15 protein-coding genes and 1 pseudogene are annotated in these 15,973 nt (G+C 72.2%); 5 read left to right on the top strand and 11 right to left on the bottom strand.

The genetic code is table 11. The features are described from left to right. Positions 1 to 14: 14 nt before the first annotated feature. Entirely contained in the window at positions 15 to 704 is a 690-nt protein-coding gene (gene ribA / locus Q2K21_RS13725) for a GTP cyclohydrolase II (RefSeq protein WP_310770415.1), read from the bottom strand. 55 nt (positions 705 to 759) lie between these two features. Between ribA and Q2K21_RS13720 the strand changes: the two genes are divergently transcribed. Continuing rightward, positions 760 to 1,662 carry a creatininase family protein gene (locus tag Q2K21_RS13720; RefSeq protein WP_310770412.1) on the top strand — a complete coding sequence of 301 codons (903 nt, stop codon included), beginning with the start codon at positions 760 to 762 and terminating at the stop codon, positions 1,660 to 1,662. Positions 1,663 to 2,222: 560 nt separating this feature from the next. Here Q2K21_RS13720 and Q2K21_RS13715 read toward each other — a convergent pair. From Q2K21_RS13715 to Q2K21_RS13695, 5 genes and pseudogenes are all read right to left on the bottom strand, one after another. Next, a pseudogene (locus Q2K21_RS13715) lies at positions 2,223 to 3,359 on the bottom strand (lysylphosphatidylglycerol synthase transmembrane domain-containing protein); the annotation flags it as partial. After that, positions 3,359 to 4,324, bottom strand: coding sequence for a class I SAM-dependent methyltransferase (locus Q2K21_RS13710; protein WP_310770410.1), 966 nt, complete (start codon positions 4,322 to 4,324; stop codon positions 3,359 to 3,361). The gene Q2K21_RS13710 and the pseudogene Q2K21_RS13715, both read right to left, overlap by 1 nt. After that, a complete protein-coding gene (locus tag Q2K21_RS13705) occupies positions 4,321 to 5,553 on the bottom strand; it encodes a glycosyltransferase family 4 protein (protein WP_386275955.1) in 1,233 nt (410 codons plus the stop codon). The genes Q2K21_RS13710 and Q2K21_RS13705 overlap by 4 nt, the downstream gene beginning before the upstream one ends. After that, the gene (locus Q2K21_RS13700; RefSeq protein WP_310770408.1) at positions 5,550 to 5,948 is read right to left on the bottom strand and encodes a 6-pyruvoyl trahydropterin synthase family protein; all 399 of its coding nucleotides are present in this window, start codon (positions 5,946 to 5,948) and stop codon (positions 5,550 to 5,552) included. Before Q2K21_RS13700 ends, Q2K21_RS13705 begins: the two co-directional genes overlap by 4 nt. A gap of 182 nt (positions 5,949 to 6,130) precedes the next feature. Then, positions 6,131 to 7,111, bottom strand: a complete 981-nt coding sequence (locus Q2K21_RS13695; protein ID WP_310770406.1) for an NAD(P)-binding protein — start codon at positions 7,109 to 7,111, stop codon at positions 6,131 to 6,133. Between the two features lie 125 nt (positions 7,112 to 7,236). On the opposite strand from Q2K21_RS13695, the gene Q2K21_RS13690 reads away from it, so the two are divergent. Beyond that, positions 7,237 to 8,046, top strand: a complete 810-nt coding sequence (locus tag Q2K21_RS13690) for a CDP-alcohol phosphatidyltransferase family protein (RefSeq protein WP_310770404.1) — start codon at positions 7,237 to 7,239, stop codon at positions 8,044 to 8,046. Between the two features lie 140 nt (positions 8,047 to 8,186). On the opposite strand, the gene Q2K21_RS13685 is transcribed toward Q2K21_RS13690, so the two are convergent. After that, the gene (locus Q2K21_RS13685; protein ID WP_310770401.1) at positions 8,187 to 8,642 is read right to left on the bottom strand and encodes an RpiB/LacA/LacB family sugar-phosphate isomerase; all 456 of its coding nucleotides are present in this window, start codon (positions 8,640 to 8,642) and stop codon (positions 8,187 to 8,189) included. A 111-nt stretch (positions 8,643 to 8,753) separates the two neighbouring features. On the opposite strand from Q2K21_RS13685, the gene Q2K21_RS13680 reads away from it, so the two are divergent. Next, the gene (locus Q2K21_RS13680; RefSeq protein WP_310770399.1) at positions 8,754 to 9,404 is read left to right on the top strand and encodes a DNA polymerase ligase N-terminal domain-containing protein; all 651 of its coding nucleotides are present in this window, start codon (positions 8,754 to 8,756) and stop codon (positions 9,402 to 9,404) included. 175 nt (positions 9,405 to 9,579) lie between these two features. Then, the gene (locus tag Q2K21_RS13675; protein WP_310770397.1) at positions 9,580 to 10,329 is read left to right on the top strand and encodes an MBL fold metallo-hydrolase; all 750 of its coding nucleotides are present in this window, start codon (positions 9,580 to 9,582) and stop codon (positions 10,327 to 10,329) included. Between the two features lie 317 nt (positions 10,330 to 10,646). Here the strand turns inward: Q2K21_RS13675 and Q2K21_RS13670 are convergent, their stop codons facing one another. Further along, entirely contained in the window at positions 10,647 to 12,098 is a 1,452-nt protein-coding gene (locus Q2K21_RS13670; protein WP_310770395.1) for an MFS transporter, read from the bottom strand. A 312-nt stretch (positions 12,099 to 12,410) separates the two neighbouring features. On the opposite strand from Q2K21_RS13670, the gene Q2K21_RS13665 reads away from it, so the two are divergent. Next, on the top strand, positions 12,411 to 12,992 hold the full coding sequence (locus Q2K21_RS13665) for a TetR/AcrR family transcriptional regulator (RefSeq protein WP_310770393.1): 582 nt from the start codon (positions 12,411 to 12,413) through the stop codon (positions 12,990 to 12,992). Positions 12,993 to 13,012: 20 nt separating this feature from the next. Here the strand turns inward: Q2K21_RS13665 and Q2K21_RS13660 are convergent, their stop codons facing one another. From Q2K21_RS13660 to Q2K21_RS13650, 3 genes are all read right to left on the bottom strand, one after another. Continuing rightward, complete coding sequence (locus Q2K21_RS13660) at positions 13,013 to 13,930, bottom strand: hypothetical protein (RefSeq protein WP_310770391.1); 918 nt, start codon at positions 13,928 to 13,930, stop codon at positions 13,013 to 13,015. Positions 13,931 to 14,112: 182 nt separating this feature from the next. Further along, positions 14,113 to 14,883 (bottom strand): TIGR03943 family putative permease subunit, encoded by a 771-nt coding sequence (locus Q2K21_RS13655; protein ID WP_310770389.1) that lies wholly within the window; start codon positions 14,881 to 14,883, stop codon positions 14,113 to 14,115. After that, positions 14,880 to 15,923 (bottom strand): permease, encoded by a 1,044-nt coding sequence (locus Q2K21_RS13650; protein ID WP_386275956.1) that lies wholly within the window; start codon positions 15,921 to 15,923, stop codon positions 14,880 to 14,882. The genes Q2K21_RS13655 and Q2K21_RS13650 overlap by 4 nt, the downstream gene beginning before the upstream one ends. Positions 15,924 to 15,973 lie beyond the last annotated feature (50 nt).

The following is a 15,973-nucleotide window of genomic DNA, read 5'->3' as shown; positions in this document are numbered from 1 at the left end:
CGCCGCGCACCCGCTCACGAGGAGTGCACCACCGCGTCCAGGTGCGGCAGGTAGTGGTCGAGCCGCTCCCGCTTGGTCCGCAGGTAGGTGATGTTGTTCTCGCACGGCGGTATCAGCAGTGACACCTGCTCGTCGACCTTGATGCCGTGCCGCAGCAGCGCCTCCCGCTTGCGCGGGTTGTTGGACAGCAGGCGCACGGACCGTACGCCGAGGTCGCGCAGGATCTCCGCCGCGACCCCGTAGTCGCGCGCGTCCACCGGGAGACCGAGGGCGAGGTTCGCCTCCACCGTGTCCAGTCCCTCCGCCTGGAGCTTCATCGCGCGCAGCTTGCCGAGGAGGCCGATGCCACGGCCCTCGTGGCCCCGGAGGTACACGACGATGCCGCGCCCCTCGGACACGATCTCCCGTAGCGCGGTGGAGAGTTGGGGACCGCACTCGCAGTGTGTGGATCCGAAGGCGTCCCCGGTCAGGCACTCGGAATGCAGGCGGACGAGCATCCCCTCTTCCTCGATGTCGCCGTACACCAGCGCCACTTGTTCGTCACCGCGGTCGTGGTCCAGGTAGCCGACGGCCTGGAAATCGCCGTACTTGGTGGGCAGCGGGGCATTCACGACCCGGGTGACCCCGGACGGGGAGGCATTCACGACTCGGGTGAGTCCCGAGGGGTGGGCTTTCCCGCCGGGCACGCCGTCAATGTCTGTCATGATCTAATTCCTATCTGGTAAACGCAGGCGGTACGACACGAAAGGCCGTGAGAACATGAGCGATTCGGGAACCGCGGATACTGCTGGGACGCGGCCGACGGGTGATGCGGTTGCCTCCGGAGCGCCGGCCGCGCACACCGCCGGGGTGCTGCCGTCGGACACCTCGCAGGACGTAAGGGCGCGGGCGGACGGTCCTTACCGTCAGGTCGCCGTGCTCCCCGTGGGCAGCTTCGAACAGCACGGGCCGTACCTTCCGTTGGCGACGGACACGCTGGTGGCCTGCGCGATCGCCCGCGAGGTGGCCGCCGCGTATCCGGTTCACCTCCTTCCTCCGGTGACGATCTCCTGCTCGCACGAGCACGCGGCGTGGCCGGGAACCGTGAGCATCTCCTCCGTCACTCTCCATGCGGTGGTACGGGACATCGCCGAATCGCTGCGCCGCTCGGGCGTCGAGGCCCTGGTGGTGGTCAACGGTCACGGCGGGAATTACGTCCTCGGCAATGTCGTCCAGGAAAGCAATGCTGTCCGGGAATCCGCGGGCAGTGGTGTACGGATGGCGCTTTTCCCGGCCGCGGAGGACTGGGAAACGGCCCGGGAGCGGGCCGGTGTGCGCACTTCGCTGCTCAGCGACATGCATGCCGGGGAAATCGAGACCTCCATTCTTCTGCACTGTCATCCCGAATTGGTCGGGCCCGGTTACGAGACCACGGATTTCGTCGCCGACGACCGCAGGCATCTGCTCACCCTGGGTATGTCGGCCTATACGGAGTCCGGTGTCATCGGGCGTCCTTCGCTCGCTTCCGCGGAGAAGGGCAAGCAGTTGCTGGCGGCGCTCGCCGACTCCTTCGAGGCGTATTTCTCCCTGGTCGCCTCGGACGAGACCGTCGGCGGCGTACCGGGGCCGGGGCCGGGGCCGGGGCCGGAAACCGCGAGTCCCGAGGGCCTGCACCGGTCCTGACGCCGGGTGAGGACCGGTCCGCGCCGCGCGGGAGGTGAGCGCGGGTAAGGGGCGTACGGAACGGGGGCACGGAGCGCGTGGGGGGTGCGCTCCGGGCCCGGTACGCAGGGGGTGACGGACGCTGCAGCGGCCTCTTCGTCGCCGGCGGTTCCCGCCCCCGCGGAGGGAGCATGCCGGCCACCGCCCATCTCCGCGCCCGAGCCGAGGACTTGCTCGCCTCCATCGGCCGACTCCACGCCCACACCGAGAACTCGCTCAGCTCCCTCGGTCGACTCCACGCCCACGGCAAGGACTTGCTCGCCTCCGTCGGCCATCTCCACGTCCACGACGCAAACCCGCTCACCTCCGTCGGCCATCTCCACGCCCACACCGAGAACTCGCTCAGCTCCCTCGGTCGACTCCATACCCACGGCAAGGACTTGCTCGCCGTCATCGGCCGCCGTCGCGCTGACGGAGCGCCCCTGCTCTCCCCCGCCGTCCGTCTCCACCGCCACGGCGCGAACCCGCTCTCCCCCGCCGTCCGTCTCCACCGCCACGGCGCGAACCTGCTCGTCCCCGTCAGCCGTCTCCGCGTCCGCCCTGGCGCGCGGGCGACGCAGGTCCGTGTACCACCGGGCGAGGAGTACGAGGATCCCGGGCAGGCTCGCGACGAAGCTGAGGACGCCGTACACGACCGCGACGCTCAGCCCCGTTTCCGCGCCGAGGCCGGCCGCGCCGAAGGCCCAGGCGGTGACGCCCTCCCGGGGACCCCAGCCGCCGATGTTGAGCGGCAGCCCCATGGCGATGAGGGCGAGCAGGGCCAGCGGCAGGAGCGCGACCGGGGACGCCTGCGATCCCGCGACCCGCGCGGCCACCAGGAACATCAGCAGATGCCCGGCGAGCACGACGACGGACGAGGACAGGACGGCGGGCCAACTGCCGCGGGCCAGCAGGGCGGTGCGCGCCTCGGTGAGCGCGGAGCGGAGCGCGCGGCGTCGGCGGGAAGGGCGGTGCGCCCGTCCCATCCGCACCGCCGCCACGACGGCGAGGGCGCCGAGCGTGGCGAGTGCCGCCAGGACGGCGAAGCGGCGGGTCTCGTGCAGGACCGGCGAGGGCAGCGTGAGCAGGACCGGCACACCGACGGCCACAAGGGCCACCTGGCCGGCGGTCCGCTCCAGGACCACGGCGCGCACGGCGCGGCCCATGTCACCGGCGCTCTGCCCGTGCCGCACCGCGCGGTGCACGTCGCCGAGCACGCCGCCGGGCAGGGCCGCGTTCAGGAACAGGGCACGGTAGTAGTCGGCGACGGCGGCGCCGAGCGGCAGCCGGATGCCGAGCGCACCGGCGACACGGCACCAGCGCCAGGCACTGAACACGGTGGTCAGCACGCCGATTCCGAGCCCCGCGAGCAGGGTCGGGGCGTCGATCCGCCGCAGTCCGTCGAGGAAGACGCCGGTGCCGAGCCGCCACAGGAGCACACCGAGGATGGCGACTCCGGCGACCGTGCCGAAATGGGTGCGCAGGGCGCGCAGGACGGGACGGCGACGGGCGGGCCCGGTCGCCTCCTCGGTGTCCGGGGCGGCGCCCGACCCGACGGACGCGGCGCGGACGGCCGCCCGCGGCACCGGGACGGACGCGGCGGACGCGGCCTCCACACCGGTGGCGGCCCCGCGTGTCCCCTCCCCGGCCTGGGCCGGGGCGGCCGTCCGCGCCGTCATCACGCCTCTCCCGTCGGCCGCGGCAGGACCAGTACGTCGCTGTGGTGGATCACCGCGCGCAGTTCGCCCGCCGCACAGGCGGCCAGACGGTCGCGCAGATACGTATCCGCACGGTCCGCGAGCTCCGGCCGGTGTTCCACGGCCGCGCCGACCCAGCCGCGCAGCCACTCCTCGGTCAGTTCGGCCTGCTCGGCGCCGAGCCGCCAGGGGCTCGGGTGCACCCTTACGCTCGCGCCCAGCCGGCCGAAGGCCTCGCTGGCCGCGCTCAGCGCGTCGGGGCCGAGGAGTTCGCCGCGCCGCTGGTGGGCGTTGAACGCGTCGCCGATCTCCTTGTCCATGGGGTGCTCGGGCGTGAGTTCCACGCGGCCGACGACGGAGAGCGTCAGCAGGGCCGGGCAGCCCGCGCCGACTATGGCCGCGGCGAGCGTGTCGATCTCGTCGGCGGTGAGGACGTCGAGGAGCGCGGAGGCGGTCACCAGCGAGGCCCCGGTCAGGGCGTCGGGGGTGAGCCGGCCGATGTCGCCGCGCTGGGTGGTGACCGTGACCCGGCTGCCGTCGGCGGCCGCGCGGGGCGCGCCCACCGTGGCGAAGTGCAGCAGGTACGGGTCCCGGTCGTGCAGGATCCAGTGCTGGGCGCCGTCGAGGAGCGGGGCGAGCCAGCGGCCCATGGACCCGGTGCCGCAGCCCAGGTCGTGCACCACGACATCGGTGGCTCGCCCGGACCGGTTCGCGAGCCGGATCCGCAGCGGGTCGAGCAGTTCGTGCGCCCGTGCGGCGGCATCGGCGGGCTCGCGCAACTGCAGCCACTGCGGGGCGTACCGGGGGACTTCCACGTCACCGGTGCCGGGCGCGGGCAGCGCGGACAGGACCGCGGGCCCGGGCGTGTCCGAGGCGGCCGTGGGGGCCTGGGGCGCCGCCGGTGCCGTAAGCGTCCGGGACCCCGTGGGAGTCGTACTCGTGCTCATGCCGCCCTCCGGGGCTCGTGGCGCAGCCGTCCCAGGACGCCCGCCAGGCTGCGGGCCGTGGTCGCCCAGCCGTCCAGCGCGGCCCGGCGACCGCGTGCGGCGGCCTTGAGCCGGCGCCGTACATCAGCCTCGCCGAACCAGCCGCGCAGCTCCGCGGCGAGCGCGGCGGGGTCCTCCGGCGGTACGAGGATGCCGGGCACGCCGCCGTCGGGCGCGCGGCCGACCGCCTCCGGCAGGCCGCCGACGTCGGTGGCGAGGACCGGGATGCCCCGGGCGAGCGCCTCGGTGACGGCCATGCCGTACGTCTCGGCGTACGAGGTGAGGACCATGAGGTCGGCGGAGGCGTAGCTCGCGTCGAGTTCGGCGCCGGACCGGGGTCCGGTCAGGTGCAGCCGGTCGCCGAGGCCGTGCTCCTCGATGAGGGCGCGCAGGCGCCCGACGTACTCGGGATCGTGGCCGAGCCCGCCGACGCATTCGCAGGTCCACGGCAGGTCCTTGACGGTGGCGAGGGCCTCGATCAGCCGGTGCTGCCCCTTGCGCGGGGTCACGGCGGCGACACACAGCAGCCGTGAGACGCCATCGGTGCCGGGGGCCAGGGGCGCGATGTCGGCGCCGGGCGCGGCCACATGGACGCGGTCGGGGGCGAGCCCGTGGTGGGAGACGAGCCGGCGTACGGCCCAGTCGCTGGTGGCGACGACGGCGGGCACGGCCCGCAGGGTGGCGCGTTCCTTGGCGTCCAGTTCGGCCGCGGTCCGCGGGTCGAGGCCCGTCTCGTCGCCGAGCGGCAGGTGCACGAGGACGGCGAGGCAGAGGCGCTCCGCCTCCGGCACGACGACCTCGGGGACGCCGCAGGCGACCAGACCGTCGATCAGGACGACCGTGCCGTCGGGCAGTTCCCGCAGCGTACGGGCGAGTTCGGCCCGGGCCGGCGCCTCGGGGCGGGGCCAGGAACCGTCGACGGTGTGCTTGGTGACCTGCCAGCCGAAGCCGGGCAGGTCGAGACAGATGCGGCGGTCGTAGGCGTTGCCGCCGCTGGGGGTCGTCGGGTCGTCGACGCCGCCCGGCATGACGAAGTGCACGGTGCGCAAGGACATGGGGATGATGTCGGCGTTCCTGAGGGCCGCGTTCTGCACGGGCACGTAGTTCAGGGACGCCCGGTCGGCGGTCTGCTGTCCGGCCGTGCGGCCGACAGCGTTCGGGGCCGCGTGGTCGATGGTCGTGTCGGTCACAGGGCACGCTCGTAACTCGCCCAGGCGATGTGCGACTCGTGCAGCGTGACGGTGATGCCCGCGATCTCCCGGGCGCTCTCGCCCAGCGCGCCCTTGTGGATTCGCTCGGCGAGACGGTCGGCGATCACCTTCGCCAGGAACTCCGTCGAGGTGTTGGTGTTCGCGAAGTCCGGTTCGTTGTCGAGGTTGCGGTAGTTGAGCTCGCTCACCACGGCGCCGAGCTCCTGCGTGGCCAGTCCGATGTCGACGACGATGTTGTCGTCGTCCAGCTCGGCACGACGAAAGGTGGCGTCCACGAGGAACGTCGCCCCGTGCAGGCGCTGCGCGGGTCCGAAGACCTCGCCGCGGAAGCTGTGGGCGATCATCAGGTGATCGCGGACGGTGATGCTGAACAACGGACGACCCTCCAGGTGCGGTGCGTCTGATCCCCTGCCGGGGGCATGCCGTGTAGTACGGCTGGCTCCCGCGCGTTGTTCAGCTGCCCGTTCTCCTTGTTTCCAGGTTTTTTGAGAGTTCCTCGGGTGTTTCCTCGGAGTCCGGGCAACTCGGGCGCGGAGGTCGGCCGGTGGTACGGGAGTCAGTCGACGGTATACAGAATGCGGTGGCACAACCCCTTCAGCTCACCACTCGCGAGGCGTGGCAGGACATCGGGGAGGTCTTCGAAGGCGGACTCACCGCTGATCAGTGCGTCGAACGCGGGTTCGGCGAGCAGATCGAGGGCGAGGGCGAGCCGGTCGGCGTACGTACGTCCGGCGCGGGCGCGCGGCGAGACGGTGCCGACCTGGCTGCTGCGGAGGGTGAGGCGGCGCGAGTGGAAGGCCTCGCCGAGCGGCAGGGTGACGCGCCGGTCGCCGTACCAGCTGAGTTCGACGACGGTGCCCTCCGGGGCGAGCAGTTCCAGGGAGCGTACGAGCCCCTGTTCGGTGGCGCTGGCGTGGACGACGAGGTCGCACTCGCCGAGGGCGTCCCCGGGCAGCGCGAAGTCGACGCCGAGCGCGCGGGCGGTCCCGGCGCGCTCGGGATCGGCGTCCACGAGCTGGACACGGACGCCGGGATGACGGGCGAGGAGGGCGGCGACGCTGCACCCGATCATGCCGCCGCCGACGACGGCGATCCGGTCCCCGACCTGGGGACCCGCGTCCCACAGGGCATTGACGGCGGTCTCGACGGTGCCGGCCAGGATGGCGCGGGCCGCGGGCACGGTGTCCGGTACGACGGTGACGGCCGAGGCCGGGACCACGTACCGGCTCTGGTGCGGATACAGGCAGAAGACGGTCCGCCCGACCAGCTCGGCCGGCCCCTGCTCGACCCGTCCGACGCTGAGATAGCCGTACTTCACGGGTGCCGGGAAGTCGCCCTCCTGGAAGGGGGCCCGCATGGCCGCGTGCTGGCTCTCGGGTACGCCGCCGCGGAAGACGAGCGTCTCGGTGCCGCGGCTGACGCCCGAGTACAGCGCGCGTACCAGCACCTCTCCGTCACCGGGCTCGGGCAGCTCCACCTCCCGCAGCTCCCCATGACCGGGTGAGCGCAGCCAGAAGGCGCGTGCTGTGAGATCCATGTGCGTCCTCGTGAACGATCTGCCGACTCTTCACGTACTCGCAGCTACGAGAAGTCGCGGCTACGAGAAGTCGCGCACAACGTACGCGCGAAGATCGAATCTGTCACTTGGCCGGAGGGTGAGCGGTGGCCCTGAACCACACATACGACGCGAGGCTGTTGCAGCAGGAGACGACCGTGGGAGCGGGCGTGCAGGTGCTGCTGCTGGCCTTGCTGGGCACGGCGATCGGCATGGGCCCGGCCGGCTGGCTGACGGGCCTGGCGTTCGCACTCGCCACCTGGGCCGTTCTCACCCGGGCCGTGCTCCGCTCGCGGCTGCGCTCCTTCGGCCCGGCCAACCGGGTCACCCTGGGCCGCGCGACCCTGGTGGGCGGCGTCACGGCGCTGGTCGCGGACTCCTTCGAGAGCTCGCCGCCGGTGACGCTCCTCGTGGGTCTGACGGCGGTGGCGCTGATCCTGGACGGTGTGGACGGCAAGGTGGCCCGCCGCACGGGCACCTCCAGCGCGCTCGGCGCGCGCTTCGACATGGAGGTCGACGCGTTCCTCATCCTGGTGCTGAGCGTGTACGTGTCGATGTCGCTGGGCCCGTGGGTGCTGCTGATCGGCGGGATGCGGTACGTGTTCGTTGCGGCGGCCAGGGTGTTGCCGTGGCTGAACGGCGAGCTGCCGCCGAGCATGGCGCGCAAGACGGTGGCGGCGGTTCAGGGCATCGCCCTGCTGGTGGCCGGGTCGGGCTTCCTGCCGTACGCGGCGACGGCGGGGATCGTCGTGTGCGCGCTGGCCTCGCTGCTGTGGTCCTTCGGGCGGGACGTGCTGTGGCTGTGGAGCGTGCGGGACCAGGGCCGGGGCCCGGCGGAGGCGGTTACGGAGACCGTCACGGAGACGGCCGGCGAAGAGGTGCGGGCGCCACTCCCCGAACTCGTGGCGAGCCACTGACCGGCGGCGGGGCACGGCCTCGGCGGGAACCAGAGCACGCATCCCGGTCTGCCGGCGCCGACAGCCGCATCCCTCTTCGGTGGGACTGAACGGACAGGCGACCCTCAGCACGTCACCCACCCGGAACCGTACGTCGGCGGTCACGGAAGAGGCCTGCCGAGGTCGAGGCGTGCGATGCGGGCCACGTTCTCCCGATCCTCGGTGTCCTCGCCGGCCTCGGCCGCGAACCAGGCGTCCAGGATCTCCTTGAGCAGCGGCTCGGAGGTCAGCCGCAGGCTGAGTGCCAGCACGTTGGCGTCGTTCCAGCGGCGTGCGCCGTCCGCCGTGTACGCGTCCGTGCACAGGGCCGCTCGTACTCCCGGCACCTTGTTCGCGGCGATCGACGCGCCCGTGCCGGTCCAGCAGCACACGACCGCCTGGTCCGACGTCCCGTCGGCGACCTCACGGGCCGCGGCCTGCGAGCACGCGGCCCACTGGGGGTCGTCCCCGGGGCGCAGCGCCCCGTGCGTGAGCACCTCGTGGCCGCGGGTGCGCAGCTCCCCGACGAGGAAGCGGGCCACGGGTTCGTCCATGTCCGAGGAAACGGAGATCCGCATGTCCCGGAGACTACTCGCTCACGCCCCTCGGGTGGCCGTGGCGGCCGACGGGGTACTCGGACCCCACGAGAGGGCACCCTCCGTGCGAACGGGGGCTGGAAGGAGCTGGACATGGCCGGCGGCGATCGGCTGCGGGAGTACCGCGGCAAACGGGACTTCGGCCGGACCGGCGAACCGGAGGGCCGCGCGGCGTCCTCCGGCGAGGATCCCCGGTTCACCGAGGGCCGCGAGCCCGGCGGGGACCCCCATTTCGTCGTGCAGATCCACGACGCGAGCACCCTGCACTTCGACTTCCGGCTCCAGGTCGGCGACGTGCTGAAGTCCTGGTCCGTCCCCAAGGGGCCGTCCGCCGACCCCGGCGACAAGCGGCTCGCCGTGCCCACCGAGGACCATCCGCTGGAGTACGAGGACTTCGAGGGCGTCATCCCGCGGGGCGAGTACGGGGGTGGCGCGGTGATCGTCTGGGACCGCGGTACGTATCGGCCGCTGAGCCATGACCGCCGTGGGCGGCCTGTTCCCTTCGAGGAGTCGCTGGAGCGCGGGCACGCCACGTTCCGGCTGCACGGGTCGAAGCTCCACGGCGAGTACGCCCTCACCCGGTTCCGCGGCGGGAAGGACGACGGCGAGGACGAGGCCTGGCTGCTGGTGAAGGCGGGCAAGGCCCGGGCCGATGAGCACGCGACCCCCGATCCGCGCCGGGCCCGCTCGGTACGCAGCGGACGCACGCTCGCCCAGGTCGCCGCGGACGGCCACGAGGACTGAGCGGAACCGAGCGGAACGAGCGGAACGAGCGGAACGAGGGAACGAGCGGTCACAAGCCGCTTCTCGGACCTGCTGCCCTGCGAGAGGATGCCCTCAGCGGCGCCGGGCCAGGCGTCCGCATCGCGTGCCTGAGGTCGGCCCGCCCTTCGGGGCCCTGAAGAGGATTCGGTAACTCATGCGCAACGACAGCATCGTCGAGGTCGGCTCCGACGTGTACCTGGTCTCGGGGAGCAGCACGAACTGGGTGATCGTCAAGGACGGCGACACCGCCACCCTCGTCGACACGGGGTACCCCAAGGACCGCGAACGTCTCCTCGCGTCGCTGACCGCGGTCGGTGTCTCCCCCGCCGCCGTAGCGGCCGTCCTGATCACGCATGCCCACAACGACCACCTGGGCGCGGCGGAGTATCTGCGCCGCACACACGGGACGCCGATCCTGATGCACCAGGCGGAAGTCCCGCACGCGCGGCGGGAGTTTCTGCACCAGGTCACGATCGGGCAGGTCCTGGCCAACGGCTGGCGTCCCGGAGTGCTGCCCTGGGCCGTCCACGCCCTGCGAGCGGGTGGAAAGGAGCACATCCCGGTCGTCGAGCCGCAGCCGTTCCCCGCGGAGGGCCGGCTCGACCTTCCCGGGCGTCCGCTTCCGGTCCTCACGCCCGGTCACACCGATGGGCACTGCGCCTACCACCTGCCCGACGCCGGGGTCCTGGTCACGGGCGACGCGCTGGTCAGCGGCCATCCGACGTCCCGTCTGCGCGGCCCCCAGCTGCTGCCCGGGATGTTCCACCGCGACCGGGCCCGCGCGCTCGACTCCCTGACCGCCCTCGACCGGCTCGACGCCGATGTCGTCCTTCCCGGTCACGGCCCGGTGGTCCACACCTCCGTGGGCGCCGCGGTCGAGCACGCACGCGAACTGGCCGTCTGAGCGCTCCGCTGGAGGTCCGGTAGGCCACCTGCGGGTGCGTCGTGGCTGGTCGCGCAGTTCCCCGCGCCCCTTTGGGGCGCTGTCGAACCGCACCGGACTTCGCCGAGCCCGCTCAGGACGGCCCGTTGACGCGGACGCGGTGACCGCCGGGGCCGTCCCGCCTCGACGGCGGTCACCGGGGCCGTCTCCGGTACGGCGGTCGGGCGTCCGGCGACGCCCGCTCCGACTCCCGCCGCCTGCCGCCTGCCGCCTGCCGCCTGCCGCCTGCCGTCTGCCGTCTGCCGTCTGCCGTCTGCCGTCTGCCGTCTGCGAGAGCGTCAGCCGCGTGCGCCCGGCGCGACGGCCTCCGGCTCCCTGCGCGCCGACGCGTCGCTCGTACGCGGCGTCCCGGTGGCGCGGCCCGCGTGCCGGACCGGGACGAGCAGCGCGGCCAGCGCCGCGGCGAGGCAGAACAGGGTCAGCAGGCCGAAGCCGTGGGTGTAGCCGGAGCCGTAGGGCAGGCCCGAGGGCTGCAGACGGCCGGTCACCAGGACGCTGGTGAGCGCGGCGCCGATGGAGCCGCCGATGGTGCGGATGTTGGCGTTCATACCGGTCGCGGCGCCGGTCTGCTCGGCCGGGACACTGCCCACGATCAGTTGGGCCATCGAGGCGAAGGCCAGGCCGATGCCGAAGCCGAACACGCCTGCGACGAGGGCCACTTGCCACTGCCGGTCGTGCCAGAGGGTGAGGAAGCCGCAGGCGACCGCGCCGAGTGCGGCGCCCGTCGTGAGCAGTGCCTTGGCTCCGACCACCGGCTCCAGACGGCCGCTCAGCACGCCCGAGAGGAACATGGCGACCAGCATCGGCAGCATCAGCAGTCCGGACGCGGTGACGGACGCGCCGAAGCCGTAGCCGGCGGAGCCGGGCGTCTGTACGAAGCCGGGCAGGAACGACCAGATCGCGTACATGCCCGCGCCGAACAGCAGGGCGGCGGTGTTGGTCGTCCACACGGCGGGCAGTCGCATGACGCGCAGGTCGATCAGCGGGGTGCGTGAGCGGGCCTCGGCCAGCAGCCACAGCGCGAAGAGCGCCACCGCGGCAATGAACATGCCGATCACCCGAACCGATCCCCAGCCCCACTGGCCCGCCTGGCTCAGCGGCAGCAGCAGGGCCACGAGCCACGCCGACAGCAGCACGGCGCCGAGCCAGTTGACGCGCCCCTCGGCGCGGCGGGGCGACTCGGGCACGAAGCGCAGGGCGATCAGCGTGGTGACGGCGACGACGGCGACGGGGATCCAGAACAGCCAGCGGTAGTCGAGCGCGGACACGATCGGACCGGCGGCCACTATTCCGACGCCACCGCCAGCGGCGATCACGGCGGACAGATTGCTGATGCTGCCGCTGACCTCCGCCGGGGCGAACTCGTCCCGGATGATGCCGAAGGACAGCGGGAACAGCGCGCCGCCCACGCCCTGCACCACACGGGCGACGATCAGCACGCCGATGTTCGGCGCGAGCGCGGCGAGCAGACAGCCGGCCAGCACGGTCAGGAGGACGGCGACGAGGGTGCGTTTTTTGCCGACGAGGTCGCCGACCCGGCCGAGGATCGGCGTGAAGACCGAGGCGGACAGCAGATACGCCGTCATCACCCAGGTGGCGGTGGACTGCGAGGTGTGCATCGCGTGCTGGACGGTCGGCAGGGCCGGCGCGATCAGCGACTGCAGCATGGCGAACACGCCCGCACCGGTCGCGAGGACCGCGAAGGTGAGGCGGGTGGACTTCCGGGGCATCAAAAGCCTCTCCGAACAGGTTGCGGCCGAGGCCATCCGGCCACGGTCGTACGGACTCGCTCGCGCCACAGGGCAGCGCGGAACACGCGACGGCCGCGGGGAGCGGTCGCGGAACGGATGGTCGGTCGGTGAGGGGCGGCGGCGCGCTCGGCGCGGGGCCCGGTGTGAGATCGAGGGGTACGAGGTCGCCGACGACACGTGCGGCCGCGCGCATCCGTGGCGAGCGCACCCCGACTGCTAAAGTGGAGGTACACCTCCACTGTAACGGAGGCACACCTCCGCTTCAACCTCGTCCCGGCCAGGGAGGCAGCAGTGACGGCTCAGCCGTTCCCCGTCAGCGAGATCGTCGCGTCCCAGCGGCCGCACCGTAAGGACGCCGCCCGCAACTACGACGCCCTGATCACCGCCGCGCGCGAGGCCTTCGCGGAGAACGGCGCGGAGGCGTCCCTGGAGGACATCGCCCGCCGCGCGGGCGTCGGCATCGGCACGCTCTACCGGAACTTCCCCACCCGCCGCCATCTCTTCGAGAGCGTGTACGCGGGCGAGGTGAACGACCTGTGCCGGGTCGCCCAGGAGGTCGCGGACCTGAAGCCGTGGGAGGCGCTCACCGCATGGCTGCGCCGGTTCGTCGACTACACGGTGACCAAGCGGGCGATCCGCGAGGCGATGGACGACGAGTCGGACATCTTCCTCGCCTGCCGGGAGTCCATGTACCGGGCGGGCGGCCCGCTGTTCGAGCGGGCCCAGCAGGCCGGCGAGGCCCGTACGGACATCGGCTTCGACGACCTGCTGCGGATGGTCGCAGGGATCACGGCGACGAACTTCCTGGACGACGCGCAGCGGGATCGGGTGCTGAACGTGGCACTGGACGGGGTGCGGGCGTCCGGGGCCTGAACGGACCCGCTGGTGCGTGGCTACTCCGCAAAGGAATCCGGCTGAGAGTCGATGTCATGTGCTCCGAAATCCCCTCCCTGCGGTTCCACGGGAGTCGTCGGTTCCATGGACACCAGTTGCTGGCCGGCCACTTGGCCCTCGGGAGTCACCTGCTGACCGGTCTCGTGCGTGGGGGTGACCGACTCCGTGGGAGCCAGCGGCTGACCGGTCTGGCCCGTAGGGGTGACCGACTCCGTAGGACCCAGCGGCTGACCGGTCTGGCCCGTAGGGGTGACCGACTCCGTAGGACCCAGCGGCTGACCGGTCTGACTCTCGGGAGGAAGTTCCGGCTGCTCCCTGTGCAGCGGCCCGATCTGCACCGGTTCGATCTGCACCGGTTCGATCCGGCTTTGCGGCTGGCCTGTCTGACTCTCGGGAGGAAGTTCCGGCTGCTCCTTGTGCAGTGGCCCGATCTGCACCGGTTCGGTCAGCACCGGTTCGGTCATTACCCGTTCGATCCAGCTTTGCGTTTGCGCCCTCGCTCGTTCAGCCTGCTGTCGTTGTGCAGCATGTACCGACTCGGATATCGCGAAGCGTGCAGTGCTGGCAAAGCGGTCGTATCCGTCGACGAAGCCCCTGTAATACTGGCCCACAGCGGCTTCGTGACCTTGGGCGGAAGGGACCTGAATGGAGCGGGGCTTACCGGCCTCGGCCGCCGCCAAGCCATCCTGCCAACCCTGTGTATAGACGTCGGACAAGCGCTGGCGGTATACGTCGCTCCCCGTGTCGTCGGGGTTCGGGGGTGGTGGTTCCCGGATGTAGTCCGGGATTGTCCGAGCCGCCACAGCAGCATCCTCCAAGTCTGTGGCAGCCGAGGTCTGCGTGGAGATGCCCGGCACGAACGCCATGGAGGCAAGGAGCCCTGAGCCGAGCAGGAAAAGTGGTCGCTTGACACGCACGACGCGCTCCTTTTCAGGCGTCGTCGGAGGCGGTGCGTCGAGCGGGGTTCGCATGGTGCAGAGTCGCTGAAACTGTTCACTCACCAGCTGCCCGGTTCGAACGAACACTGCTGGATCTGTTCACCGCCACCCTTGCGCGCCGCGTCTCGAGACGCAAGGCCGGAACGAGGACGACCCCGTCCTCACTGGTTCCAGCTCTCGTCGTACGGGTCCTTCGGGGTCGGGACCGGCCTGGCCTCGATGACGTCGATGAACGGGATGATCCCGCCGTTGACCGGGTCCTTGGTCCGCTTGCCCGTGTAGGTGCCGGTGATCTTGAGCCAGGCGTCGGGCCGCAGGACGGGCGGCAGCTTTCCGGACAGGCCGATCTTGACCGGTTGGGCGTCGGCGGCGCAGCAGTTGAGTGCCATGCGGACGAGGTAGGGCGTACCGCCACGGTCGAGGGCCACGAACCCGGTGATCTCCACCTTCCGGCCTTTCAGGGTCCGTCCGTGGCCGTACGCGGCACGGCTCGCGTAGTCCACCAGGCCGATTTCGACCGGATCGCCGGCGGGCAGGGCCGTGTAGGCCAAGGGCGGCTGGACGGCGGTACCTGTGCGCAGGGCGCTGTAGGAGCCCAGCGCGGGGGGCGCGACCAGGATCAGGGCGAACAGGGGCAGCACGAGGAGCCAGGAGATGCGGGGCTCGCGGTGGCCGTGATCGTGACCATGGCCGTGACCATCGCCGTACTCTTCGTGCGGCTCGTCGCCCTCAGGGCTCTGCCTGGCCGCCCGCGACCGGCGCAGTTCGTACCAGACGGTGGCGGCGGCGGTGGCGATCAGGACGGCCCCGGCGGCGAGCAGCAGCGGTCGCAGCCCGGCCTTGACATAGCGCAGATACAGGTCGGTGGTGCCGGCGTGCAGCATCGCCCCGCCGACCAGGAACAGGACGGCCGCCTGGGCCTGACGGTTCACAGCAGCACCGCCCCGATCAGGACCGACACCAGGATCGCCAGCGCGAAGGTGGCGGGCGCGAACCGCAGCGCGAACGAGCGGCCGAACGTGCCGGCCTGCATCGCGAACAGCTTCAGGTCGATCATCGGTCCGACCACCAGGAAGGCGAGTCGGGCGGTGAGCGAGAACTGCGACAGCGACGCGGCCACGAACGCGTCCGCCTCGGAGCAGATCGACAGCAGCACCGCGAGGACCGACAGCGCGAGGACCGCCACCGCCGGGTTGTCGGCCGCCGTCCGCAACCAGCTCGCCGGCGCGACCGCCTTGAGGGTGGCCGCGGCCATGGCGCCGACGACGAGGAAGCCGCCGGCGTGCATCACGTCGTGCCGTACCGAGCCCCAGAACGCGGCCCCCTTGCTCTGCCCTTCGTACGACGCGCGGGCCGGCGGCCGTAGCCAGTCGGTGCGGCCGAGCCGCTGCCACAGCCAGCCCATCGCGCACGCCACGAACAGGCTTGCGACGAACCGGGCGAGGACCATCTCCGGGTTGCGGGGGAAGGCGACCGCGGTGGCGGTCAGCACGATCGGGTTGATCGCGGGCGCGGAGAGCAGGAAGGCCAGGGCCGCCGCGGGGGTGACGCCCCGGCGCACCAGCGCCCCGGCCACCGGCACCGACGCGCACTCGCAGCCGGGCAGGACCGCCCCGGCCACCCCGGCGACCGGCACCGCCAGGGCCGGCCGCTTCGGCAGCGCGCGGGCGAAGAACGACGGCGGGACGAACACCGCGAGGGCCGCCGAGAGCAGGACACCGAGGACGAGGAAGGGCAGCGCCTGGACGACCACGGCGAGGAAGACGGTCATCCAGCTCTGCATCACCGGCGCGGCCAGCGCCCCGCGGATCGGGCCCTGCCCGACGACCAGCAGGAGCAGCAGCAGGGTCAGTCCGAGGGAGGAGTTGAACTGCCAGCCCTGGGGTGCCTCCTCGTCCGGGCGCCGGTCGACCGGGGCCGGGGCCGGGGCCGGGGCCGGGGCCGGGGCCGGGGGTGCTTTGACGATCGTCACGGGCGGGGTACCTCCGGGAAGGGCAGGCGGCGCGGGGGGCTTCCCCCTGC

It is taken from the genome of Streptomyces sp. CGMCC 4.7035 (assembly GCF_031583065.1).
GTDB classification, from domain to species: domain Bacteria; phylum Actinomycetota; class Actinomycetes; order Streptomycetales; family Streptomycetaceae; genus Streptomyces; species Streptomyces yaanensis.
This window is presented reverse-complemented; position numbering and strand designations above follow the sequence as displayed.

Excerpts from the sequence above, each read along its gene's own strand:
- ribA (WP_310770415.1), bottom strand. The coding sequence starts at position 704 with ATGACAGACATTGACGGCGTGCCCGGCGGGAAAGCCCACCCCTCGGGA.
- Q2K21_RS13720 (WP_310770412.1), top strand. The coding sequence starts at position 760 with ATGAGCGATTCGGGAACCGCGGATACTGCTGGGACGCGGCCGACGGGT.
- Q2K21_RS13710 (WP_310770410.1), bottom strand. The coding sequence starts at position 4,324 with ATGAGCACGAGTACGACTCCCACGGGGTCCCGGACGCTTACGGCACCG.
- Q2K21_RS13695 (WP_310770406.1), bottom strand. The coding sequence starts at position 7,111 with ATGGATCTCACAGCACGCGCCTTCTGGCTGCGCTCACCCGGTCATGGG.
- Q2K21_RS13685 (WP_310770401.1), bottom strand. The coding sequence starts at position 8,642 with ATGCGGATCTCCGTTTCCTCGGACATGGACGAACCCGTGGCCCGCTTC.
- Q2K21_RS13680 (WP_310770399.1), top strand. The coding sequence starts at position 8,754 with ATGGCCGGCGGCGATCGGCTGCGGGAGTACCGCGGCAAACGGGACTTC.
- Q2K21_RS13675 (WP_310770397.1), top strand. The coding sequence starts at position 9,580 with ATGCGCAACGACAGCATCGTCGAGGTCGGCTCCGACGTGTACCTGGTC.
- Q2K21_RS13670 (WP_310770395.1), bottom strand. The coding sequence starts at position 12,098 with ATGCCCCGGAAGTCCACCCGCCTCACCTTCGCGGTCCTCGCGACCGGT.